The organism is Arthrobacter sp. MYb227, from assembly GCF_002975435.1.
Lineage (GTDB): Bacteria > Actinomycetota > Actinomycetes > Actinomycetales > Micrococcaceae > Paeniglutamicibacter.
Window position 1 is genome coordinate 140,957 of the sequence record NZ_PCPT01000008.1, and the last position, 22,613, is coordinate 163,569.

24 protein-coding genes, 1 pseudogene and 1 riboswitch are annotated in these 22,613 nt (G+C 55.4%); of the genes and pseudogenes, 14 read left to right on the forward strand and 11 right to left on the reverse strand.

The window, feature by feature from the left end; all coding sequences use genetic code 11:
* The first annotated feature begins 108 nt into the window (after positions 1-108).
* The 8 genes from CQ018_RS15100 to CQ018_RS15135 all read left to right on the forward strand — a co-directional run bounded on the left by CQ018_RS15100 (position 109) and on the right by CQ018_RS15135 (position 7,143).
* On the forward strand, positions 109-1,389 hold the full coding sequence (locus CQ018_RS15100; RefSeq protein ID WP_105550848.1) for a M18 family aminopeptidase: 1,281 nt from the start codon (positions 109-111) through the stop codon (positions 1,387-1,389).
* Between the two features lie 35 nt (positions 1,390-1,424).
* A complete protein-coding gene (locus CQ018_RS15105; RefSeq protein WP_105550849.1) occupies positions 1,425-2,012 on the forward strand; it encodes a GNAT family N-acetyltransferase in 588 nt (195 codons plus the stop codon).
* A gap of 81 nt (positions 2,013-2,093) precedes the next feature.
* Entirely contained in the window at positions 2,094-4,229 is a 2,136-nt protein-coding gene (locus tag CQ018_RS15110) for an acyltransferase family protein (RefSeq protein ID WP_105550850.1), read from the forward strand.
* A 188-nt stretch (positions 4,230-4,417) separates the two neighbouring features.
* Positions 4,418-4,723, forward strand: coding sequence for a 30S ribosomal protein S6 (rpsF, locus tag CQ018_RS15115; protein ID WP_105550851.1), 306 nt, complete (start codon positions 4,418-4,420; stop codon positions 4,721-4,723).
* 47 nt (positions 4,724-4,770) lie between these two features.
* On the forward strand, positions 4,771-5,364 hold the full coding sequence (locus tag CQ018_RS15120; RefSeq protein ID WP_105550852.1) for a single-stranded DNA-binding protein: 594 nt from the start codon (positions 4,771-4,773) through the stop codon (positions 5,362-5,364).
* Positions 5,365-5,426: 62 nt separating this feature from the next.
* Positions 5,427-5,666, forward strand: a complete 240-nt coding sequence (gene rpsR, locus CQ018_RS15125; protein WP_007269381.1) for a 30S ribosomal protein S18 — start codon at positions 5,427-5,429, stop codon at positions 5,664-5,666.
* A gap of 15 nt (positions 5,667-5,681) precedes the next feature.
* Positions 5,682-6,137 (forward strand): 50S ribosomal protein L9, encoded by a 456-nt coding sequence (rplI, locus tag CQ018_RS15130; protein WP_105550853.1) that lies wholly within the window; start codon positions 5,682-5,684, stop codon positions 6,135-6,137.
* Between the two features lie 311 nt (positions 6,138-6,448).
* Positions 6,449-6,563: riboswitch (SAM riboswitch) on the forward strand.
* 70 nt (positions 6,564-6,633) lie between these two features.
* Positions 6,634-7,143, forward strand: coding sequence for a flavin reductase family protein (locus tag CQ018_RS15135; RefSeq protein WP_105550854.1), 510 nt, complete (start codon positions 6,634-6,636; stop codon positions 7,141-7,143).
* A 103-nt stretch (positions 7,144-7,246) separates the two neighbouring features.
* On the opposite strand, the gene CQ018_RS15140 is transcribed toward CQ018_RS15135, so the two are convergent.
* A complete protein-coding gene (locus CQ018_RS15140; protein WP_105550855.1) occupies positions 7,247-7,672 on the reverse strand; it encodes a DUF1801 domain-containing protein in 426 nt (141 codons plus the stop codon).
* 513 nt (positions 7,673-8,185) lie between these two features.
* Between CQ018_RS15140 and dnaB the strand changes: the two genes are divergently transcribed.
* Positions 8,186-11,836, forward strand: coding sequence for a replicative DNA helicase (gene dnaB / locus CQ018_RS15145; RefSeq protein WP_105550856.1), 3,651 nt, complete (start codon positions 8,186-8,188; stop codon positions 11,834-11,836).
* A 67-nt stretch (positions 11,837-11,903) separates the two neighbouring features.
* Here the strand turns inward: dnaB and CQ018_RS15150 are convergent, their stop codons facing one another.
* Complete coding sequence (locus CQ018_RS15150; RefSeq protein ID WP_105550874.1) at positions 11,904-12,341, reverse strand: SRPBCC family protein; 438 nt, start codon at positions 12,339-12,341, stop codon at positions 11,904-11,906.
* 123 nt (positions 12,342-12,464) lie between these two features.
* Between CQ018_RS15150 and CQ018_RS15155 the strand changes: the two genes are divergently transcribed.
* Positions 12,465-13,868, forward strand: a complete 1,404-nt coding sequence (locus CQ018_RS15155) for an MFS transporter (protein ID WP_374954209.1) — start codon at positions 12,465-12,467, stop codon at positions 13,866-13,868.
* The gene (locus CQ018_RS15160) at positions 13,865-14,056 is read left to right on the forward strand and encodes a DNA-binding protein (protein WP_105550857.1); all 192 of its coding nucleotides are present in this window, start codon (positions 13,865-13,867) and stop codon (positions 14,054-14,056) included. The genes CQ018_RS15155 and CQ018_RS15160 overlap by 4 nt, the downstream gene beginning before the upstream one ends.
* A 28-nt stretch (positions 14,057-14,084) precedes the next feature.
* Here the strand turns inward: CQ018_RS15160 and CQ018_RS15165 are convergent, their stop codons facing one another.
* The 7 genes from CQ018_RS15165 to CQ018_RS15195 form a co-directional block, all read right to left on the reverse strand.
* Positions 14,085-14,423 (reverse strand): GNAT family N-acetyltransferase, encoded by a 339-nt coding sequence (locus CQ018_RS15165; RefSeq protein WP_105550858.1) that lies wholly within the window; start codon positions 14,421-14,423, stop codon positions 14,085-14,087.
* A complete protein-coding gene (locus CQ018_RS15170; protein WP_105550859.1) occupies positions 14,402-14,824 on the reverse strand; it encodes a ribonuclease E inhibitor RraB in 423 nt (140 codons plus the stop codon). The genes CQ018_RS15165 and CQ018_RS15170 overlap by 22 nt, the downstream gene beginning before the upstream one ends.
* 42 nt (positions 14,825-14,866) lie before the next feature.
* Positions 14,867-15,874, reverse strand: coding sequence for a pirin family protein (locus CQ018_RS15175; RefSeq protein ID WP_105550860.1), 1,008 nt, complete (start codon positions 15,872-15,874; stop codon positions 14,867-14,869).
* A gap of 59 nt (positions 15,875-15,933) precedes the next feature.
* A complete protein-coding gene (locus CQ018_RS15180; RefSeq protein WP_105550861.1) occupies positions 15,934-17,037 on the reverse strand; it encodes a tellurite resistance/C4-dicarboxylate transporter family protein in 1,104 nt (367 codons plus the stop codon).
* A gap of 74 nt (positions 17,038-17,111) precedes the next feature.
* On the reverse strand, positions 17,112-17,399 hold the full coding sequence (locus CQ018_RS15185; protein ID WP_105550862.1) for a MoaD/ThiS family protein: 288 nt from the start codon (positions 17,397-17,399) through the stop codon (positions 17,112-17,114).
* Positions 17,400-17,401: 2 nt separating this feature from the next.
* Positions 17,402-18,505, reverse strand: coding sequence for a glycosyl hydrolase (locus tag CQ018_RS15190; protein WP_105550863.1), 1,104 nt, complete (start codon positions 18,503-18,505; stop codon positions 17,402-17,404).
* A 66-nt stretch (positions 18,506-18,571) separates the two neighbouring features.
* Positions 18,572-19,237: an HAD-IA family hydrolase gene (locus CQ018_RS15195; RefSeq protein WP_258142638.1), complete on the reverse strand. Its 666-nt coding sequence runs from the start codon at positions 19,235-19,237 to the stop codon at positions 18,572-18,574.
* Between the two features lie 54 nt (positions 19,238-19,291).
* Between CQ018_RS15195 and CQ018_RS15200 the strand changes: the two genes are divergently transcribed.
* Positions 19,292-19,753: a nuclear transport factor 2 family protein gene (locus CQ018_RS15200; protein ID WP_181149917.1), complete on the forward strand. Its 462-nt coding sequence runs from the start codon at positions 19,292-19,294 to the stop codon at positions 19,751-19,753.
* Here the strand turns inward: CQ018_RS15200 and CQ018_RS15205 are convergent.
* Positions 19,750-20,085: a YnfA family protein gene (locus tag CQ018_RS15205; protein WP_105550877.1), complete on the reverse strand. Its 336-nt coding sequence runs from the start codon at positions 20,083-20,085 to the stop codon at positions 19,750-19,752. The genes CQ018_RS15200 and CQ018_RS15205 overlap by 4 nt on opposite strands.
* 93 nt (positions 20,086-20,178) lie before the next feature.
* Here CQ018_RS15205 and CQ018_RS15210 point away from each other — a divergent pair, with 93 nt between their 5' ends.
* Entirely contained in the window at positions 20,179-20,625 is a 447-nt protein-coding gene (locus CQ018_RS15210; RefSeq protein ID WP_258142641.1) for an SRPBCC domain-containing protein, read from the forward strand.
* Positions 20,626-20,628: 3 nt separating this feature from the next.
* On the opposite strand, the gene CQ018_RS15215 is transcribed toward CQ018_RS15210, so the two are convergent.
* A complete protein-coding gene (locus tag CQ018_RS15215; RefSeq protein WP_105550866.1) occupies positions 20,629-21,405 on the reverse strand; it encodes an SDR family oxidoreductase in 777 nt (258 codons plus the stop codon).
* A gap of 354 nt (positions 21,406-21,759) precedes the next feature.
* Here CQ018_RS15215 and CQ018_RS15220 point away from each other — a divergent pair.
* Positions 21,760-22,613 (forward strand): annotated as a pseudogene (locus CQ018_RS15220) (pyruvate dehydrogenase (acetyl-transferring), homodimeric type); the annotation flags it as partial.

A 22,613-nucleotide genomic window follows, 5' to 3' on the forward strand; every position in this document is an offset into this window, starting at 1 on the left:
CAGAACATAGCCTGCTCCCAGGCTTTGGGGATGCCACGAATTTTGGGTTCCACCATGTTTTACTCGTAGCCGGGCCAGTCTCCGGCTCAACAGCAAGGGAAGTATTTAATGCCCAGCGCAGCAGCACTAGAGCACATCAACGATCTCGCCTCCTTTGTGGCGGCTTCTCCGTCTTCGTTCCACGCCTCGGCCGAAGCCGCGCGCCGGTTATCAGCTGCCGGTTTCACTAAGTTACGAGAACACGATGCTTGGACACTGGCTACCGGAAAATACTTTGTGATCCGCGATGGCGCAATCATTGCCTGGGTGCAGCCGGAATCCGCGACGGCTACCAGCGGTTTTCATATTCTTGGATCGCACACCGACTCTCCATCGTTCAAGCTCAAGCCCAAGCCGACCACCGGTGCCCATGGCTGGTTGCAGGTGGGTGTAGAAGTCTATGGTGGACCGCTACTGAATTCGTGGCTTGACCGTGAACTGATTCTTGCTGGCCGTTTGGTGCTCAAGGACGGTACCCAGGTGCTGGCGCGCACCGCGCCCATGCTTCGTTTCCCACAGCTGGCCATCCACCTAGACCGCGGTGTTAATGACGGGTTGACCCTTGATAAGCAGGTGCACATGAACCCGGTTTGGGGGATTGGCAACCCCGCCGAGGCAGATGTCCTTGCGGTGCTGGCAGAATCCGCAGGCGTGGATGCATCCCAGATCGGCGGTTATGACGTGGTCATTGCCGATGCACAGCGCGGAGAAGTCTTTGGCGGGAACAATGAATTCTTTGCTTCCGGACGCCTGGATAACCTTTCCTCGGTACACGCATCGCTAGTTGCAATGATCGAACACGCTGAAAACGCTCAGGGTGAACATATCGCGCTGTTCGCGGCCTTCGATCACGAGGAAATTGGCTCGGAATCTCGGTCCGGCGCCTGCGGACCATTCCTACAAGACATCCTCGAACGCATCGGGCATGGCCTGGGTGGGAGTCTCGAAGATCGTCACCGCGCCTACGCGAATTCTTTCTGCCTCTCCGCGGATGCGGGGCACTCGGTACACCCCAACTATGCGGGTCGCCACGATCCGGCGAATCACCCGCTGCTGGGTAAGGGGCCACTCCTGAAGATCAATGCCAATCAGCGTTATGCAACGGATGGTATGGGGGCCGCGCTCTTCGCGAACCTTTGTGAACATGCGCAGGTGCCGTACCAGGAATTTGTCTCAAATAACCAGATGCCGTGCGGATCGACCATCGGCCCGCTGACCGCCACGCGTCTGGGTATTCGCACGGTTGATGTGGGGATCCCCCTCTTGTCGATGCACTCGGCACGCGAGCTATGTGGTGTTGAAGATCCGCTACGTTTGACCAAGGTGGCAGCGGCTTTCTTCGCCGCATAGGAGTTTGGAATGAATGGATGGTTTGAAATAAACAGATGAGCATCGACTTCTCAAGCAAACCTAGCCTAGGCAATGCCGTGGTGTTGCTGCGCCCTTTTATCGAAGCAGACCTAGAGTCGCTGGGGCAGATATTGTCCGACCCTGAAGTCCTCAAGCTGACCGGGTCGGTCAATTCCACCATGGCGGCAAATAGCGCGCATCCGGTGCTGGATCACGCAACGCGCAACTGGTACCTCACCCGCAATGAGCAAGCCGATCGATTGGATCTAGCGGTGATTGATCCCGTCAGCGGGCTCTGCGTGGGAGAAATTGTGCTCAATGACCTGGATGAGGCCAATCGGGTAGCGGGTTTCCGAATACTCATTGGGGCCCAGGGCCGCAACCGAGGATTGGGAACCGCAGCAATCTCGCTCATCTTGGATTATGCATTCACCACCACCGAACTGCACCGGATAGAACTCGAGGTTTTTGCGTTTAATCCGCGTGCGGTGCATGTGTATGAACGCGCAGGATTCACGTTTGAAGGAACTCGCCGCGATGCTTTGATCTTTGACGGACGTTTCGTTGATGCTCATTTCATGTCGATTCTTGCACCCGATGTACGTCCCACAGTTGGTTCCTGACTTCGAGTGCACGTGTGCTTAGCGTTAAGAAGCAATCGAGGATTCATCGGTCGTTAACTCTGGTGTGTTCTGATCCGATGCATGAACCCACCCACCATGGCTCAGCGCCGATTCCTTCCCGAAGTACAAGCGTTGCGGGCACTTGCGGTGCTTTTGGTGGTCGCCTACCACCTAGAACCACGACTTGTCCCCGGAGGTTTTGTCGGTGTTGATGTTTTCTTTGTGATCTCCGGATTCTTGATCAGCGGGCATCTACTACGTGAATGGCGCACCAGTGGACGCATTAGTCTGACTGCATTTTGGGCGGCCCGAGTGCGCAGAATCTTGCCGGTGGCGTTGCTGGTCATCATCGTGGTGCTGGCCGTGGCCTTGATGCTGATGCCTAGCACGCAGTGGCAGGAGGTGGGCTTTGCGGCCCTGGCCTCCACTTTTTCACTTGAAAATTGGTTGCTTGCGGCCAATTCCATCGATTACTTGGCCGCGGATGCGAATCCCACGGCGCTGCAACATTATTGGTCGCTAGGTGTTGAAGAACAGTTCTATGTTTTTTGGCCCGTGCTCATGCTTGGAGTGCTAAGCCTTGGCTCAAAAGTAAGCGCAAGAAAGAGTTTCCCCATTGGGCGTAGGCAGACGACACGGGTTCTGCCGCGCACGACTTTGATCATCAGCTTTTCGCTGCTGATCCTAGGTTCGTTGGCATACGCATTCTTCCTCGTGAGCTCCGGAAATCCGGCGGCATACTTTGTGACACAGGCTCGTGTGTGGGAACTTGCGGCGGGAGGCTTACTTGCCGTTTGCATGGCAATACCGGATTCCGGAAACACGATCACGAAAAACTCGTGGCTAGCCGGCCGGCATACTCGATCGCTACTTGCGCTTGGAGGCTTACTTGCCATTGGCATAGGGTCCTTCGCCTACGGCCCACAAACACCGTTTCCCGGAATTGCCGCGATTCTTCCGGTACTTGGCACCGTGCTGGTAATTCTTGCCGGAGAAAGTTCCGGCCCGTTTTCGTTACGCTGGCTCAGCGATCTAAGAATAGTGCAATGGTTTGGCAACATTTCGTTTTCTTTGTACCTGTGGCATTGGCCGGTGCTGATCTTTTTCCTAATGTTGCGGCATTCAGGACCCGGCCCCTTGGAAAGCGTCGGATTACTTTTGCTTTCGGTATTCCTCGCCGCTGCCAGCTACTACGGGGTTGAAAATCCTGCCCGACGGTTCAAACCCCTGGCTCTCTCCAACGGGAAAGCACTGGGAGCGGGTGTTCTTGCGGTGTCGATCGTTGCCGGGCTGACACTGGTTCCGGGAAATATTGCTCAGCGGCAATTAGTGGTTCAGGAACGCAGCGCGGCGCAGCTCGTGGCGCAGCCGCCGAATGGATTTGGTGCCGCGTCTATTCCCTTAGGTGCTCCGAGCTTTACCGATGAGGCGCGGCAGATCGTGCCGGTTCCCGCTTTGGCCGCACAAGATCTCCCGGAGCTGGGGGACTGTGTGCAAAAGCCACAGTCGCCACACACCAAGGAATGTACCTTTGGGGACAACGCCGGAACACTGACCATTGCCCTAGTGGGTGACTCTCATGCCACCCACTGGTTCAAGGCGCTCGAAGATAGTGCGAAAACCAATGGTTGGAAGATTCTCACCTATCTGAAGAATTCTTGTCCATTCACCGCGGCAAAGCGCAAGGCCGAAGAGTCCGGAAGTATTTCCTGTTCCGAAGCCAACGGGCAAACCATGGCAAAAATCTTGCAGCGTGGAGACATTGACGTGGTGCTTACCGCGTATTGGTCGGGATCAACATTTGGACAAGATCCCGAGGCTGGGTTTTCTCAGTACTGGAAAACGCTTGAGGACGCGGGAATTAGGGTGTACCCGATCATTGATACCCCACGCCCGGCAACCAAAGAATATGCACGTGATTGTGTGGTGGCACGGGCCGAGCATCTTGCGGAATGCGATACCCCGCAAGAGAAGGGGTTTGAAGCCAACGACTACATTAGCGCGGCGGCGGCCCTCGAACCCCGAGTCGATACTTTGAATTTCAATGATCAATTTTGTGTGGCTGGAACCTGCCCGGCAGTGATCGGAAACGTGCTTGTCTACAGGGATAAACACCATATTTCTGACACCTACATGCACACACTGGCCCCGGTTTTTGCCGACCGTCTGCTGTCTTTGCTGGTCAAGGACGGGTTAGTCATCGGTGCGGATCAATAGTCGCATCGTGGTGGTTTTGATACGTGATGCATGCAACCAAAACTCGTCTGGGCAGTCGACGTTTTTCCGCTAGACTAGTTGAGGCTGTTTCTGTCGTGCCTGGCAATCGGGTAACGACAACAGCAAATGCAAAGAACCTCCTGTTGCGGAAATGCCGTGACCGTTTAGCCCAAAGGAGGTGGGTTCACATGCGTGCTTATGAATTGATGGTGCTGATCGACCCCGAGGTCGACGAGCGAACCGTTGAACCAACCCTCGGTAAGTTCCTGGACGTTGTCCGTAACGATGGTGGAACCATCGAGAACGTTGACATCTGGGGCCGTCGTCGCCTTGCTTACGACATTCAGAAGAAGTCGGAAGCTATCTACGCGGTAGTTAACTTCACCGCTACCCCCGCAACTTCCGCGGAACTTGATCGCCAGCTGGGCCTCAATGAGACCATCATGCGCACCAAGATCACCCGCCCGGAAGAGGCAAAGGTCGTTGCAGAGTAATTCTGCTTCCCCGATCTTTTCGTAGAACCAAACTTTAGGAGGCTCAAATGGCAGGCGAGACAGTTATTACGGTAATCGGAAACTTAACCGGTGACCCAGAACTACGTTTCACCCCGTCAGGGTCGGCAGTTGCAAACTTTACGATTGCTTCCACCCCGCGAACCTTCGACCGCCAGACCAATGAATGGAAGGACGGCGACACGCTGTTCCTCCGTGCGTCGGTGTGGCGTGAGGCTGCCGAAAACGTCGCTGAGACGTTGACTAAGGGCATGCGCGTCATCGCCCAGGGCCGTCTCAAGTCGCGTTCCTACGAAACTAAGGAAGGCGAAAAGCGAAACGTCACCGAACTCGAGATCGATGAAATCGGTCCGTCGTTGCGTTACGCTTCCGCAAAGGTCACTCGCACTCAGCGTAATAACGCTGGTGGCGGCGGCTTTGGTGGACAACAGCAGAATGCTGGCGGCAACGCTGGCGGATTCGGCGGCGGCAATGCCGGCGGCCAGGGTGGTTTCGGTGGCGGTAACGCCGGCGGAAACAACGGTGGCGGCTGGAATGCACCGGCAGCCGATCCATGGGGCGCTCCTGCCGGAGGAAACAACGGCGGATGGGGCAACCCGGGTTCTGACGAACCACCCTTCTAACAAAAATATTCACCATCCCGCAGAAAATTCTGCGGGCTCCACCTGAATTAAGGAGCTCCACGATGGCTAAGGCTGAACTCCGTAAGCCCAAACCAAAGTCCAACCCCTTGAAGGCCGCTGACATCACTGTCATCGACTACAAGGACGTAGCATTGCTGCGCAAGTTCATCTCGGATCGCGGAAAGATCCGTGCCCGTCGCGTAACCGGCGTTTCCGTACAGGAACAGCGCAAAATCGCACAGGCTATCAAGAACGCGCGCGAAGTGGCATTGCTGCCTTACTCCGGCGCTGGCCGCGGCTAAGGAAGGTATACCAACATGGCAAAGCTCATTCTGACCCACGAAGTTACCGGCCTCGGTGCCGCAGGCGACATCGTTGAGGTGAAGACCGGTTACGCACGTAACTACCTTCTCCCACGCTCATTCGCCATCACCTGGACCCCGGGCGGTGAGAAGCAGGTTGAGTCGATCAAGGCCGCCCGTGCTGCTCGCGCTATCGCGTCCTTGGAAGAAGCACAGGCACTTGCCGCTTCGATCGCAGCCAAGCCGGTCAAGCTGACCGTCAAGGCTGGCGCTACCGGCCGCCTCTTCGGCACCGTGAAGACCGATGACATCGCCAAGGCTGTTGAAGCCGCTGGTGTTGGCTCGGTTGACAAGCGCAACATCGAGATCAACGATCACATCAAGTCGACTGGCAACTACTCGGCAACCGTGCGTCTGCACGCTGATGTATCCGCAACCATCTCGCTGCAGGTTGTAGCCGCAAAGAAGTAATTCTCTGCACTTCTGATGTGCCCCACTAGGGGAATATCAACCAATAGGGTCCTACCAACGGTGGGGCCCTATTGGTGTTAAATGCAAAGAAGGTTCGGGTGGGAGCCCGTGTCGTTCGGAAGCCAATACTATTCCATAGCTTTGTCGCCGGTGTGGCGTTTGCATCCAAGGCCACTGGTTTGCGCATTTCATGGCAAGCAAATAAGAAAAGCCAGATTTGATCGTAGAATCTTCGATTCTTACGTTCTGTGACCCATTGTGTCGCAACAATCTTTGACGAGAACGCAATCTTTCTCATACCGTAGGTAATGAATCAAGAGTGTCAATGTCAAAGCCCTGGCTCATTGACCGGCAACCCTCTCACGGTAGTGGGGTGCTCCAGGTGACGATTCGGCCCACCGGAACCCTGGAGGGCAAGTACCGCACACCCGTTTGGGCGATGCGCAATTGCGCGCACCCTCATGCGTAAGTGAGCTTGACGCCGAAAGACTTAGCCATGACTCTTGCCACCGATCTCACCCCAAATACCTTACGAAATGTTTTTGCCCAGCACCCCTCGGGTATTGCTGCGCTCTGCGCCATCGTTGATGGTGAACCCCAAGGAATTGTTGCCTCATCGTTCACCGTTGGCGTTTCAATGGATCCACCACTGGTGCTGTTCGCGGTGCAGAACACCTCACGCACCTGGCCAGTTGTGCGCCAGAATGCCCGTATTGGCGTCTCGGTACTCAGCGAAAAGAATGAAGGGGTCTGCCGTCAGATCGCTTCAAAAGATGGGGATCGATTTGCAGGTCTGCGCCTAGATTCAACGGACGAGGGCGCGCTATTCCTCGAGCAGGCAAGCCTGTGGCTTGACTGCTCGGTTGAGGAAGAGATCCCGGCAGGTGACCATCATGTGGTGCTATTGCGTGTGCACGGGCACCACACGCACGAAGAGACCAATTCACCACTGGTGTTCCACGGATCGGAATTCCGTCGGCTAGCGAGCGGACAGCTGGTTTCCTAGCCCACCTGTAACGAGCTTAGGGATCCTGTTAGGACTTGTTGTCACCCACTTCGGGGAAGACGAGTCCTAGCAGGATTTTTTGTTTGATGAGCCTGACGAATGCTCACACCTGATGGTGTAGTTCCGCCATGGTGTGCTGATAGCCATGCCGAGCCAACGCGGTGAGCACGTTAAGATCGATATCGGCGAGCTTGTTGACGTACAGGCAAGCAGCGCCGCGCTTGTGCTTTCCAAGCTGGGCCAGAAGCTCGTGGGACTCATCGGTGCCGGTGAGAACGTAGAGTGCAAGATTTGCCGATCGTGGAGAAAACCCAATAGCAGGAGCATCTCCCTCGCGTCCGGAATCATATTTATAGTGGTAGCTGCCAAAGCCAACGATGGTTGGACCCCACATGGTTGCCGTCTTGCCCGAGACCTCTTCCATCATTTCCAGTAGAACTTGTGCATCGGCACGCCGCGTGGGGTGCGCTACTGCAGCGATGAACTCGTGTGGATCAACGGGTGTGGGGAGCGTCTTGTTGGCGGCCATGCGAGCCAGTATGCCAGTGCAACCTGCGCTCATCAAGCTTCACAATCCCCAGAATTTCACACATGCTGTGGATAGCTGTGGATAGTTTGTGGGTAACTCTGGAATTAACTCACATTTAACCCCGGAATCTAGGGGTTTTTGTGTGTATAACTATGTTTTCCACCGAAAGCTACTGTGGATAACTACTTTGTATCCACAGGCATGAAACTATAAACAGCCTAGTCAGATGCGTGTTTTTGGAAATAAAGTGTAGTAATCCACAAACTTCTCCCCAGTCTGTGCACAAGACACGCCGACAGGTTCACAGGTTATGCACAACCCCTGTGGATAACGGTGTTGGGTTTGCGTCAAATCGGGTCTAGGGTGACAGTGTTCCCCACCTATTTCCACAGGCTCGCAGTGTCTTTTGGCACACGTGAGATTGAACGTACCAAATGGTCGCCTAGCCCTGAGACACTGAAGTAGGTATTGACGCGGAAAATCGGGAACCCGCGAAGCTCGAAGGGAAAATTCATGTCGCTTTCCAGCACGGAAACTTCGTCCGATTCTGAATACGGACGCACACCGCCACAGGACTTAGTAGCGGAGCAGAGCGTGCTCGGCGGCATGATGCTTTCCAAGGATGCAATCGCCGACTGTGTTGAAGTACTGCGCGGTATAGATTTCTATCGCCCAGCCCACGAGGCAATCTACGACGCAATTATTGACCTGTACGGACGTGGCGAACCCGCGGATGCCGTCACCGTTTCCGACTTACTGACCAAACGCGGTGAAATCACCCGTGTTGGTGGGCCTGCATACCTGCACACGTTACTCCAATCGGTACCAACCGCAGCCAACGCTGGCTTCTATGCAGAAATCGTCCGCGAACGAGCCGTACTGCGCCGTCTTGTTGACGCCGGAACCAAGATCGTTCAGCTGGGTTACTCCCAGGACGGCGAAGTTGACGCGATCGTTAACGAAGCGCAGGCCGAGGTCTACAAGGTAGCCGAACGCCGAACCGCAGAAGACTACGTGGCACTGCGCGACATCATTGAAGGTACCGTCGATGAGATTGAAGCCGCGGGCAGCCGTAGTGAGGGAGTCACCGGTGTTCCCACCGGATTCTACGAACTCGATGAGCTGACCCAGGGCCTGCATGGCGGTCAGATGATCGTTATTGCGGCACGACCTGCCGTGGGCAAGGCCCTTGCGCTTGATACACCGATCCCAACACCTACTGGCTGGACCACGATGGGTGAAGTGAACGTAGGCGATGAAGTTTTGGCCGCTGATGGCACCCCAACCACCGTTACCGCTGCAACAGACGTCATGCTCGACCGACCTTGTTTTGAGGTAGAGTTCAACGATGGATCGGTGATTGTTGCTGATGCTGAACACCAGTGGCTAACTAGCTCGCGAGCTGATCGTCGAAACTCTAAATCAGCAGAATCAAATGGCTCTGTAGCTATGAAGGTAGGGTCCATTCGAACTACCGCAGAAATCCTTAAAACAATACGCTGTGACACCGCTGACGCTCGTCTAAATCATGCCGTCCCAACGGCAAAAGCGCTCAAGCTCTCGGAAACAACTTTGCCAGTTGCACCGTATACGCTGGGAATTTGGTTGGGTGATGGAGCTAGTGCAGCCTCACGCGTTACGACTGCGGATCCAGAAGTCGTTGCTCGGATAGCAGCTGAGGGATACACCGTAACTTCCGTTGCAGGAATAACTTACGCTGTGTCCTTGCCGCAAGAGTCCTTCGAGTTCAAGAAGAACTGCGTGGTTTGTGGTGTTGAGTTCACTACTAAGGTTCGGCACGTACGAAGCTGCTCACAGTCTTGTGGAGGAAAGGCACGCTTCGTCTCTGAACCCGTTCCCAAATCAACCTGCATTGACTGTGGGGTGGAATGCTCAGGTGGGCTACGTTGTGAACCATGTCGATTGGACCATGGATCCCTGCAAGCGATTTTGAGGAGAAGCGGCCTACTTAATAACAAGCACATTCCGATGGAATATCTTAGGTCTAGCGAAGCCCAGCGACGGGCTCTGCTGGCCGGATTACTAGATAGTGATGGAACTGTCAGCGGTAGTGGCTGCCCACAGTTTGCGGTCACAAGTTTGAAGCTTGCGACAGACTTCCGTGAACTTGTTCATTCCCTCGGATACAGAACTGGCTGGTCGGAGAAGCGCGTTAACGGCCATACCGAAGAGTCCTCGACGTGTTATGTCATAACATTTGCTACTTCAGATACAGTTTTTGCTCTTGAGCGAAAGCGACAGCTCCACGTTGAGCGGGACACCCGAGCAACGAGCAAACGGACTTCACGCTTTATTTCTGATGTTCGTGCAATTGCTTCGGTGCCGGTGCGCTGTATCCAAGTTGCTCATGAAGATCACCTTTTCCTTGCTGGCGAAGCCTTCATCCCCACACACAACTCCACGTTCGCACTGGATTTTGCCAGGTCAGCATCCATTAAGCACAATATGACCTCGGTCTTCTTCTCCCTGGAAATGGGTCGTAACGAGATTGCCATGCGTCTGCTTTCAGCAGAGGCAAGCATCGCGTTGCAAAACCTGCGTAAGGGCGCAATCAAGGACGACGAATGGTCCAAGATTGCCACCACCATGGGGCGCCTCAACGACGCGCCACTGTTTATCGACGACTCTCCGAACATGTCGCTGATGGAAATTCGTGCAAAATGCCGTCGCTTGAAGCAGAAGCACGACCTCAAGCTCATTCTGCTCGACTACCTGCAGCTAATGAGCTCGGGTAAACGCGTGGAATCGCGTCAGCAAGAAGTTTCCGAATTCTCACGTTCCCTCAAGTTGCTGGCCAAGGAACTCGATGTTCCATTGATCGCGCTGTCACAGCTAAACCGTGGCTCCGAACAACGTACGGATAAGAAGCCAATGGTTTCTGACCTTCGTGAATCCGGCTGCCTCACCGCCGAGACCAAGGTCCTGCGCTCGGATACCGGTGCCGAAACCACGATGGGTGAGCTCTTTGCTAGTGGTGCCAAGGACGTTCCTGTCTGGTCCTTGGATGCCAACCTGCGCTATGTAGAACGCCACCTCACCCACGTCTTCTCCACCGGTGTAAAACCCGTCTACAAGATGACTCTGGCTTCCGGTCGTACCATCCGGGCTACCGACAACCACCCATTCTTCACCTACGAAGGCTGGCAGGCGCTCGGGGATTTGCAAGCCGGCGACCGTCTGGGCATCCCACGCCACGTCGATGGACCATCGTTGCGGGTCGATTGGGATGAAGAACAGGTCACTACCATTGCCAGATTCCTTGGTAATGCCCCGGTCGCGAACGAAACCCCGATAGATAACGATGACCCGGCAATGCTCGGCGACTTGCTCAAGTTCATTCCCGAGGACGTCTTTGCGCTGCCCAAGGCCAGCATCGCGCTCTTCCTAAGTCAGCTGTGGGCGAGTACCGGAATCGTGAGCGTCAACGGTACCTCCGGACGGATCCAGTATCGTGCCCACTCGCGCAAGATGGCGGACGATATTGCACGCTTGCTCCTGCGCTTTGGTATTACCTGCAAGATTAGCCAACACACCACCAACACCTGCATGGTGGAAATCGTTGGTGATCATGACCAGAAACGCTTCCTGCAGGGGATCGGCGTGGAAGGTGATCACACCGCCGCGGCACAGGAATTGCTTGATGCAATCATCACCAACCAAGAAGCATTTGAGTTGGGTGCCGCACCACTTCACGTATGGAATAACGTCCGTGAAATTCTTGAGCAAAACCCCAACGATGCAAAGAACGAAGGCTCGCTCAAGACTGCTGTGCGCCAGCCGTTGAGTCGCGTGGCCGAGGTCCTGGATGATGCCGAGATGCAAGTTGAAGCCATCAACGACATCTTCTGGGACAACATCGTGTCCATCGAAGCCGACGGCGAAGAAGAAGTCTTTGATGCCACGGTGATTGGCAATCACAACTTCATCGCCAACGGTATTGCCGTGCACAATTCAATTGAGCAGGATGCCGACATGGTCATCCTGTTGCACCGTGAAGATATTTACGACAAGGAATCGGCCCGTGCCGGCGAAGCAGACGTCATCGTTGCTAAGCACCGTAACGGCCCAACCAAGACCATTGTGCTTGCCTTCCAAGGCCATTACTCGCGCTTCAACAATATGGCGCAAGAAGGCGGCATGTAGTTAGCTCGCCTTGTGGTGCGCCGAAGGGTTTCCTCAAGCTGAGAAAACTCTTCGGCACACTTTTGCGTTAGCCGTGCTTTTCGGCGAAATCTTTGAAATTGTTCATCATCCGCAATGACTGTTTGGGGAACATCGAGCCGAAAAGCAGCCCAATGATCTTCATGAACCCACTGAACTCGAAGGTATTGTGGGCAACCCAGCGCGTCGCGGTACCTGCTAGGTCGTGGAACTCGTTCTTGCAAATATTATGGACACCCTTGGCATCATAGGTTCCATCGAATGCTTCGGGTAGCTCACGGCGAGTAATCGTCTCAAGCATTTCCATGGTTCCCTTGCCCTGTTTGTAGAGCAAACGAGAAACTGCTCCGGGTTCTCCGGGAGTGCCCGATACCGGCTCAAAGGAAAGCAGCCCCTGCTGCCATAGCTTGAGATTATCGGGATCATCGAAGAGTTCAATGAATCGCTCACGCGGCAGGTTCACGGTGATTTCTTGGGAGAATTGCATGCCGGCAAGCCTACCGGCGACCGGCCGCATGTTGGCATACAAGAAACTTAGAAAAACCCTTGAGGGTAAGAATTTACATGGGCCGATGCCGCGGAAGAAAAGTGCAGGCTTTAAGCTCTAACCATGTCGTTGCCTGCAACCGCCCCCGATGAATCCCTGTCGATGGGTCTTTTTACTCCCCGATACCGATGGGTCACCCTAGGAATGTTCTCCTTGGTGTTTCTGGTCGCCTTCGAATCATTGGCCGTTACCACGGTCATGCCGCTGGTTAGCAGGGAACTGGACGGGGCTTCGATGTATGCACTGGCATTCGCAGCACCCATGGCCAGTGGCGTCATTGGAATGGTTGTCGCAGGTGGTTGGTCAGATCGCAGGGGACCTACGGGGCCGCTTTATGCCTCGTCAATCATCTTCGTGCTTGGACTGTTGATCTGCGGTCTTTCACCGAACATGCAGGTGTTAGTGTTGGGCCGGTTGGTGCAGGGCCTGGGCGGTGGAGCGATAACCGTGGCACTGTACGTGGTGGTAGCCCGTGTCTATGCACCGCGACTGCACCCTAAAATCTTTGCGGCTTTCGCTGCTGCTTGGGTGATTCCATCCCTGATTGGTCCCTTTGCCGCTGGGATTGCCGCGCAAACCATTGGGTGGCGTTGGGTATTCCTAGGGGTGGTCGGGCTCGTGGCACTGGCCATTCTGGCGGTGGTTCCATCACTGCGCGGGCTTTCTGGTGGTGAGAACCCGGAGAGCAAGACTGCATGGCTTCCGCTGGGCTGGGCAACTCTGGCCGCGGTGGCTGTGCTTGGCATGAACCTGCTGGCGGATCTGCCTCGGGTAGGAACCTGGCTGATGCTCTTGTCTTTCGTGCTCGTCCTCATTGCCGTGCGTCAATTGTTTCCACGCAGGACTCTGCTGGCCGGGCGCGGTTTACCGTCCACGATCCTAGTGCGCGGTCTGGCCGCTGCCGCCTTCTTTGGCACCGAGGTGTATTTACCTTACCTTTTGATGGACCGCTTCGACCTTTCACCTGCGGTGGCAGGCTTGGCGCTAACTGGTGCTGCGATTTTCTGGTCAATCGGATCGGCGATCCAGGGCCGCATGGGCGAATCGTTGGCCAATGAGCACGCAATGCTCATCGGTGCAGTACTTGGAGTGGCCGCCCTTGCCGTGGTTTGGGGAACCGCGGCCCTACATTGGCCGGCCTTCGTGGCGATCGGTGTCTGGGCGCTGGGTGGAGCCGGCATGGGCCTGGTGTTTCCACGGCAGAACGTGCACATGATCAAGCTTTCAACGCCCCTGAACCAAGGGTTTAATTCCTCGGCTCTGGCTATCTCCGATGCCATGGGGTCGGCCCTGGCCCTGGCCGCTGGCGGGCTGATCTTTGCAGCATTCAGTGGCAACGATTCGTTCGTTGCTGTCTTCGCCTTTACAACCCTGATCGGGCTGGTGCTGATCATCCTAACGCCGCGCACCCGCCCGGTCGCGGCAGCAGAACCCGCCATAGAAGCATCTAATACACTCGAGGCATGAACGAACATGAACTCCCAAGAATCGGTGCTCCCGCGACCAGAGCCCTAGCCGCACGTGGCATTCAAAGCCTTGAACAAGCTGCGGCGCTCGGTGAGAAGGTGCTGCTGGGCATGCATGGCGTCGGTCCCAAAGCCATCAGCATCCTGAGAGAAACTGCCAAAGAAATCGACGTAGAACTGGGAGATTAAGAGCGGCACGCGAAGAATTTGTTGACGCTTAGCCCGTGGGCAAGATCTCCAGATGCGCACTGGTTGTTCCAACGAGGTGAGCCGAATATTCTTCGGCATGCTTTTTCACGTAGGCCTTGATGTATGGACAGACGGCAACGATCTTGTGTCCCTGCGCAAGGGTGTTTTGTAGCGCAAAAGCGGCAAGTTTAGAAGCTAAGCCTTGCCCGGCGTATTCCTCATCAACCACGGTATGGAAGAAGACACGCTCAAGCCCGTGGTCGGTTTCAAGATCTCGGTAGTGGGCGGCCCCGATAGATTTTTCGCCGTCCAGCAATGCATAGCGTTTTCTCTCGGCACGCTGTTCTATGGTGATCGTTGCACCCATGGGTTTTCTCCATCTTCTGTTTCTCGCCCCAAGAGACGACTGAAAAATCCTGGAGGGCGGCTTCCTTCGGGCATGACAACCACCGCACCAAAGTCCTCATAAACTCCATTGTGTTTTCCGCTGATGTCATACACCGTGCGCAAAGACTGTTCGGCGCTGTGAGCATCCATGGATTGTTCCCTATAGACCCGGATAGGGAATCGTCCTTCATCGTCTTGGCCCGCTGAATCATCGGTCGAGAATCCAGCGCGTTCAAAATGAGCACATGCTGCAGTGGCTTCGCGCAGAGTTGTAAAGGAAACGAAATGTTCCATTTCGCGTTTGGCCTCGAGCATCTCTCCCATGGCTGCCCGATCGTTCAGGGAACGGCGCAGTCTGCCAAGCTCCGTTTCAAGCGTCATCGTGGCCTCCTTGAATATTGGGGATCAATCCTTAGTCCCGCATCAATCGCGTGGACGTAACCTCACTGTTGGCAATACGGGGGCCGGAAGTGCAGCTGGTTCTCCTTCGGGGAAGTCGCCAAAGCGTTTGCTACTTGCGTCCCCGGGCTCTGCCCCAATTTCTGCTTGCCACTGCTGGCGGAACTTTACGACTTCCTCATGAGTGCGACCAACGAAGTTCCACCACATGAGGATCTGCTCATGGAGCGGTTCCCCACCAATGAGAAGTGCACGTACCGGCTTGGTACCAGCGGTGAGCGTGATGCTCTGGTAGCCCACCGGAAGGTACGCAAGATTGTCTTTGGGAAGTTCATCTGCATCAACTTTTAGAGCCCCGGAGTCTAGAAGGATTCCGTGTTCATGGTGAGATTTGAGTGCAATTCTGAGTTGGGTACCCGGTTCCATGAGGATTTCGGCACCCACAAGTTCGGTGTGAGTAGTCACCGGGGACACCGAATAATGATCGGCCCCGTTACCTTCGGAAACGCTGAGCGAACCTAGAAAAACTCGCACCTCCCATTGATCGTTTCCCATAGGTTCTGGTTTGTGGTGAGCAAACGTCGGGAGAACGTGCCGGGCACTATCGGGTAAGGCCACCCAGAGCTGAGCCCCATGCAATACAGCGGTTTCTGGTGTGGAGAATTCGGAGTGGCTGATGCCACGTCCAGCGGTCATGAGATTAACTTCGCCGGGGCGCACTATTGCGTGGAATCCTGCGGAGTCGCGGTGCTCAATTTCTCCGGTGAACAACCATGAAACTGTTTGAAGTCCGGTGTGTGGGTGGCGTGGGACGCGCATGCCGCCGGTATCTCCCACCGGGTCCGGACCATAGTGGTCTAGAAAACACCAAGCACCGATGAGGCTACGTTGTTTCTGCGGCAAGGTACGGCGAACGTCCATGGCGCGCGGTCCGCCGAGCGGAACGTTGCGAGGGGTTAGTAGTTCAATGCCGGCACAGGCATGATGGTCGCTGCAGACCAGTTCTTCCGGTGTAGTTTCCATGTTGCTCATGCTCCTAAGACTAATGCCGGAGCGCTCAACAGGCGAGGATGTTCCTGAGCCTCGGAGCGTTAGCTGCTTCTTGTAAGTCCCCGGCCTTCGGTAAGCCATGCGATGTAACGCTGGATCATGAGTGCGGTGGTGAAGATCCAAGCAACAGCGGCAATCCATACGCCTACCTGGCCGGTGAGAACCATGACCGAAATATCCTCATTGGTACCAAAAAATATTGTTGCCGCCGAGAGCATACCCAGCGGAAAGACGATGGCCCACAGGCTTGTCTCATAACGCAAGGGAAAGCGTTTAATACCGTGCCGCCAAATGCCAAAGATCAAGAGCAACGGAATCCACCACATGCCGACCGCCCACAAAACATAGGAAGCCCCAGAGACAAATTGGGTAGTACTAATGGCAGCCGGGAACTCGGCGGGCATTGCCAAGACTTTGGCACCAGCGAGTACCGTAATAGCGGTGGCACCCATGAAGATCCAGTAGGTGGGGCTCAGATTTTCTGGTCGGTTGGGGACCACCAATAAGCGCAGTGTCACCAGCGTGCCAATGATCATGTACAACATCAGACCTATGCCCCACATACCGGTGGCAGCTGCCCCAACAAATTGAGTGGTTGTAGTTTCTCCCACCACGGCAAGAGCGGTAGCCATCGATTGCGTGGCAACTACCCATAAGAACCAGCTACCATTTGCCGAGTGAAGGACTGGGCTTTGCTGTTTGCGTAGCAACATTGAAGCCGGAATTCCGTAGTTCAAGCCGAACCAGATGATTCCGGCAAGAACCGCCAATATTCTGCCGACAGCCGCGTTGCCTGCCATGTCATAGTGCAATCCCAAGACATTGGCGGCGGCGACAATTGTGAAGAATCCAAAGGATTTTGCCGGGTCGCGCAAATCGGAGACGAGTCGTGCTGGATGAACGATGCCGCGCCAAAAAATGGCAATGGTTAGTAGCGCTCCGGCGATAACTGCAATCCAGAAAAAAATCCATGCAAGAAAGGTTTGTCCAACTAGATCAAGACCGGTAGACAGAATTCCGGTGGCCATCACGAAGGAGAAAGCTGCCGAGGGGAGATTGGCAATTACCGAATCCAACCGCGCATGATGATGAGTCAGGTAGTCAGCAAGCGGTGCTAATCGCCTCTGGGCCGGTGTTGATGGCATGCAATTCTCCTTGCGCGGGGTTTCCCCATCAACGCTAGTCGTTGTTGCGCACCTGTCTCACCACTTGTTGTTTTCTATCCGCCGGCTACCGATTGCATGATCATGACGGTAGAACCTGGCAGTAGCACGGTATCAAGCCCCTGCAACGCACGGATATTGTCGTGATCAATGAAAATGTTCACGAATCTGCGAACCTGACCTCGCTCATCGCGCACGCGCCGGGCAAAGAGTGGATATGCCTCGCCTAAATCGTCTAGCAAGGAGCCAATACTTGCACCAGTGGGAATATGAGCCTCGAGCTTGCGGTTCCCGCCCAACGTAGTTGCCAGTACAGAGGGAACCTCGATAATGATGGCGTGCATTCCTAAACCCCAACGACCACAGCAGCACGAATGCTGAGTACATCGGGAAGCCGGCTGGCCACAGTAACAAAGTGCTCACCCTCATCATTGCTTGCAAACACTTCTCCGCCACGGGTGCCAAAGTACACGCCAACCGAATCCGGATGATCGTCAACTGCCGCAGCGTCACGCAGTACCGCGTTGTAGTCGGGTTCTGGGAGTCCCTCGTGTTGTTCTTCCCAGCTTTCCCCGGCATCCTTCGAACGGTAGACAGATAGCCGCCCACCCACCGGGTTTCGTTCTTCGGCACCCTTGAGCGGGATGGTCCATACGGTGCCAGCGGTGCGCGGGTGCGCGAGGAAGACGAATCCAAAATCTGCGGGTAATCCACCGGCAATGCTCACCCACTGATCTCCGGCATTGTCGGTGCGGTAGACACCTCCGTGGTTTTGCGCGTACAGCCGGTCGGGATTTTGTGCATCTGCGGTGATCCGGTGAACACATTGGCCAAATTCTGGTTCGGGATCGGGGAAGAAATCTGCACCAATTCCCTTATTTTTTGGTTCCCATGAGTCGCCCCCATCATTGGTTCGATAGACGCCACCGGTGCTCATGGCCACGTGGATGATATTTGAATCTGCGGCATTCGGCACGATGCTGTGTGCTGCGGCCCCACCAAAACCAGCGCCCCATTCGCTGCGGTGCGGGTGATCCCAAAGCCCCCGATTCAGCGTGAAGTTCTCCCCACCATCGGTGGATTTGAATATTGAGATTGGTTCACACCCGGCCCAGATAACATCTGGACGCTCGGCGGTATCCGGGCGAATATGCCACACACGGCCTAGCGCGGTATCGGTATCGGCTGGGAACTTCACTGCTCCCTGCTCGGACTCGGACCAGTTGGCCCCCAGATCATCGCTGTGGACAACGGTTGGTCCCCAATGCCAATCATTGACCCCGGCAAAAACCCGGGTTCGCCCGCCGCGAGTATCGATGGCCACGGAGGGGACTTCAAGAGTGGTGAAGAACGGGCCCTGCAGCGACCAATCGGTGCGATTATTGCTGCGGGCCAGCCACAGGCCCTTCTTGGTTCCGATGGCCAGTACCGTATTCTCGGTGTTTTCCATGGGACATAGTGCAACACTGGAACAGGGTTAAATTCAAGGCCTACTTGGCGGTAATGCCAATGTGGTTTAGCTACCTTTATGCCCGTGGAGCAATCCGTGCTCAAAGCTCAGCTGCGTGTAATCCCCGATCCGGGCCAGGGATCTGGTCAGCGTTGATTCATAGGTTCCCACAACAATGGTTTGTGCACCGGAAATCACTGCTGCCTGCAGTCCTGCCGGAGCATCTTCAAAGACGGCGCAGTCGCTGATATCAACACCTAAGGCGGACGCCGCCAACAAGTAGCCTTCGGGCGAGGGTTTCCCAGCCAGCACATCTTCGGCGGCGATCAACACTTCGGGAACTGGAAGCCCGGCGGCACGCAGACGAGAAATTGCCAAAGCCCTACCCGCGGAGGTGACCACTGCGTATGGGGTCTGACCCAAAGATTCAAGGAACGTAGCAGCTCCCGGGACTTCCACGATGCCCTCGGTGTTGGTGATTTCCTGGGCTTCAAGGCCCGCAGCCAGTGCCGCAAGTTCCTTGGGCCCGTGTGGAAGGAAACGCCGAAGCGTATCTAAGGTTTGCCTGCCATGCGAAAAGTCCAGCAACTCGGCAATATCTAAACCGTATTCGACGGCAAATTCCGTCCAGAGTGACTCAACGGCTGCTGTTGAATCAACGAGGGTTCCATCCATATCAAATAGCACGGCGTCGACCCGCAGGCGAGCGAAATCTGTGCGTTGCTCAGTCATATGCCCAGCCTACCTGTGGCGGCTAGGCGTACCATCAGCAACAGAAAGTATCTCGTGCCATCAAATAATCCCCGTAAAGGAAGCGAAATGAGTTCATTTGAGCAACCAGTTGAAGCGTTTATGGCCTCATATGTTGCAGCTGTGGGAGCCAAAGATATTGAAGCGTTCGTGAAACTTTACGCACCAGAAGTACGAGTTTTTGATGCTTGGTCGCAGCAGGAGTACCGCGGTCAAGATGCCTGGCGGGCCATGGTTACACACTGGTTTGGTTCCCTCGGCGACGAAAAAGTTGAAGTCTATTTTGTCGAGGTTTTTTCAACTGTTGGCGAAGAACTGGCTTTTGGCGCTGCACTTGCGCGTTTTACTGCGTTGGACGCACATGGGACAGCGCTGCGCTCACTAACCAATAGGTTTACAGTTGTACTGTCAAAAAATGGTGCAAGGTGGGAAGTCATCCACGAACACACGTCGTTGCCCATCGATCACGAAACCGGTACTGCTATTTTTGCTCCCTAAGCGCTGCGCGGCCCATACATAATGAGCCCAACGCCAACCAGCGCGATGACTGCACCTGCAATATCCCATCGGTCCGGCCTAAACCCATCAACCAGCATTGCCCAGGCCAGTGAACCGGCAACGAATACCCCGCCATAGGCTGCAAGAATTCGACCAAAGTTGGCATCCGGCTGCAGGGTTGCAACAAAACCATATAGTCCCAAGGCAATGGCCCCCGCACCAACCCATAACCACCCGCGATGCTCGCGGATACCTTGCCACACCATCCAAGCTCCACCGATTTCCAACAAAGCGGCAACACCAAAGAGCAAAATAGATTTCAGAACGGTCATGACTCCATCCTGTCATCAAGTTTCGGGGTGTTTAGCGCCACGAACGTGCCCGTATATTCGGTTCGGAGCACGTTTCAGGATAATCTCGTGCGCATGGATATGGGACAACTAGTACTCGAACACGAATTCTCCGTACCGCGCCCGGCGCTATGGGCCGCATTTATTGAACCCGAGATCCTTACCGAATGGTTTGGACCCGAGGGCTGGGGAGTCCATCTCGATACCTGCATCATTGATCCGCGAGTGGGCGGGGTTCAACAATTTGTCATGCATTCGCTGGAAGACCCCACTCAAACCTCGCCGGTACAGGCCAAGTTCACCGAAGTTCGTGAACACGAGCTGTTGGTCGGAGAAGATGGGCCACATGAGATGACTTTGGATTTGGTCATAGAGATGCGTGTTGAGCTCTTTGATGTCCCGGGCGGAACCCGACTAAAGGTCACCCAGAGCCCACTGCCGGTTGAAGTCATTGAAACGGCTCGTGCAGGGTGGGAATCCAGCTTCAATAAACTCGAACGAGTCTTTGCAGAATTTATCTAAGTCCTAACCCCTGCCAATGAACGGCATACCGGCGGCGGTTATCGTCACCTGGTTGAGCGAAACATTGGCGGGGGACTGGGCAATAAACTCGATGGTCGCTGCCGCCTGCTCCAAATCAAAGGTGGGCTCCACCTTCCGCGTGCCATCGGCCTGCAAGGCTCCCGAGGTTGCTCCGACATCTGCCATCATGGGGGAAGCCGCATTGCCAATATCGATTTGCGAGGCGGTAATTCCATACTCGCGACCATCGAGTTCAATTGACTTGGTCAATCCCGTGATCGCGTGCTTCGTCACCGCATAGGCAACCGTCGCCGGGCGCGGAACCTGGGCGCTGATCGATCCATTATTAATGATTCGACCGCCACCGGCGCGCTGCATATGCCTGAACGCCGAACCTGCGCAGTACATCGCGCCGCTGAGGTTGACCGCGCATACTTCCTGCCATTGCTCGGGCGATAATTCTCCAATGTTTGCCGCCGGCCCAAAGACCCCAGCATTATTGAACAACACGTCTATCCGACCAAAATGGCGCACTGCCTGTGCAAAGAGATGCTCGACCGCTTTGGGATCGGTGACATCTGTGGGAACGACAAGCGCAGCTGAATGTTGCGCAGCGGTTTCACGTAAGGGCTCAACCTTTCGCCCCGCCAACACAACATTCCACCCATGACTGAGCAAGCGTGTGGCAACCGCCCGACCAATGCCCGATCCGGCCCCGGTCACAACAATGGTTCGTGGCTCGTTGATGGGGGCTGGGCTGGGGACTAGTGGTGAACTCATGATGGCTGATGCTCCTTGTCGATACGGGATTCTCATGTTGGCGCAAGTGCTGAACCAATGGATTGCGGGTTCGCTGATTGATCATGAGCATAGTGCCCGAACACAGCCTTGTGCAGGTGAGTGACGTGGAGAGGTGAGGAAGGTGCTCATCGAGTTTCTTTACTGGCTTCTTGTTTCTTGCGGGGTGTCGATGAACGCTGGTTAGATGACGCAAGATTGACATTCGGGCTTGTGACAGCGTTCACTTAATCTTAGTATGCGAGAGAAGAGTTTCGTATAGCGGAATATCTACTTGTTTTGAGGGTGCTCCTTACCGGCCACCCAACTCCCGTCCCACCTCCGAAGGAAACACCCATGACCCTCGTTGATGCGTTCTCCCAAGCGTCCTCGTTCGACCCGGAAGAAACCTCCGAATGGCTCGAATCGTTCGACGCAATGGTTCAGGCTCGCGGCACCCAGACTGCCGAAGGCATTATGACCTCGCTGATGAGCCGAGCCGGACAGGCAAGCGTGAGTTTGCCGCTGGTGCACACCACCGATTATGTGAACACCATTCCGGTTGATCAGGAACCAGAGTTCCCGGGCGATGAGGCCATTGAGCGTCGCTACCGTGCCTTTGCGCGGTGGAACGCAGCGGTCATGGTGCACCGCGGCCAGCGCCCGGGAGTTGGGGTAGGCGGACACATTTCCACCTATGCCGGCGCCGCAACCCTGTACGAAGTGGGCTTCAACCACTTCTTCCGTGGTAAAAACCATGAAGGCGGCGGAGACCAGATCTTCTTCCAGGGCCACGCTTCACCGGGTATGTATGCCCGAGCCTTCCTTGAAGGTCGTCTCTCGGAAGAAGACATGGATGGCTTCCGTCAGGAAAAGTCCCGCAAGGGCCATGCACTTCCGTCTTACCCGCACCCGCGCTCACTTCCGGACTTCTGGGAATTCCCCACCGTCTCGATGGGCATCGGTCCGGCTAACGCGATCTACCAAGCGCAGTCAAACCGCTACCTGCAGAACCGTGGCATCAAGGACACCAGTGACCAGCACGTCTGGGCCTTCTTGGGCGATGGCGAAATGGACGAGCCAGAATCACGTGGCTTCCTCCAGCTTGCCGCCAACGAGAAGCTCGATAACCTGACCTTCGTGGTCAACTGCAACCTGCAGCGCCTCGATGGCCCGGTGCGCGGTAACGGCAAGATCATGCAGGAACTTGA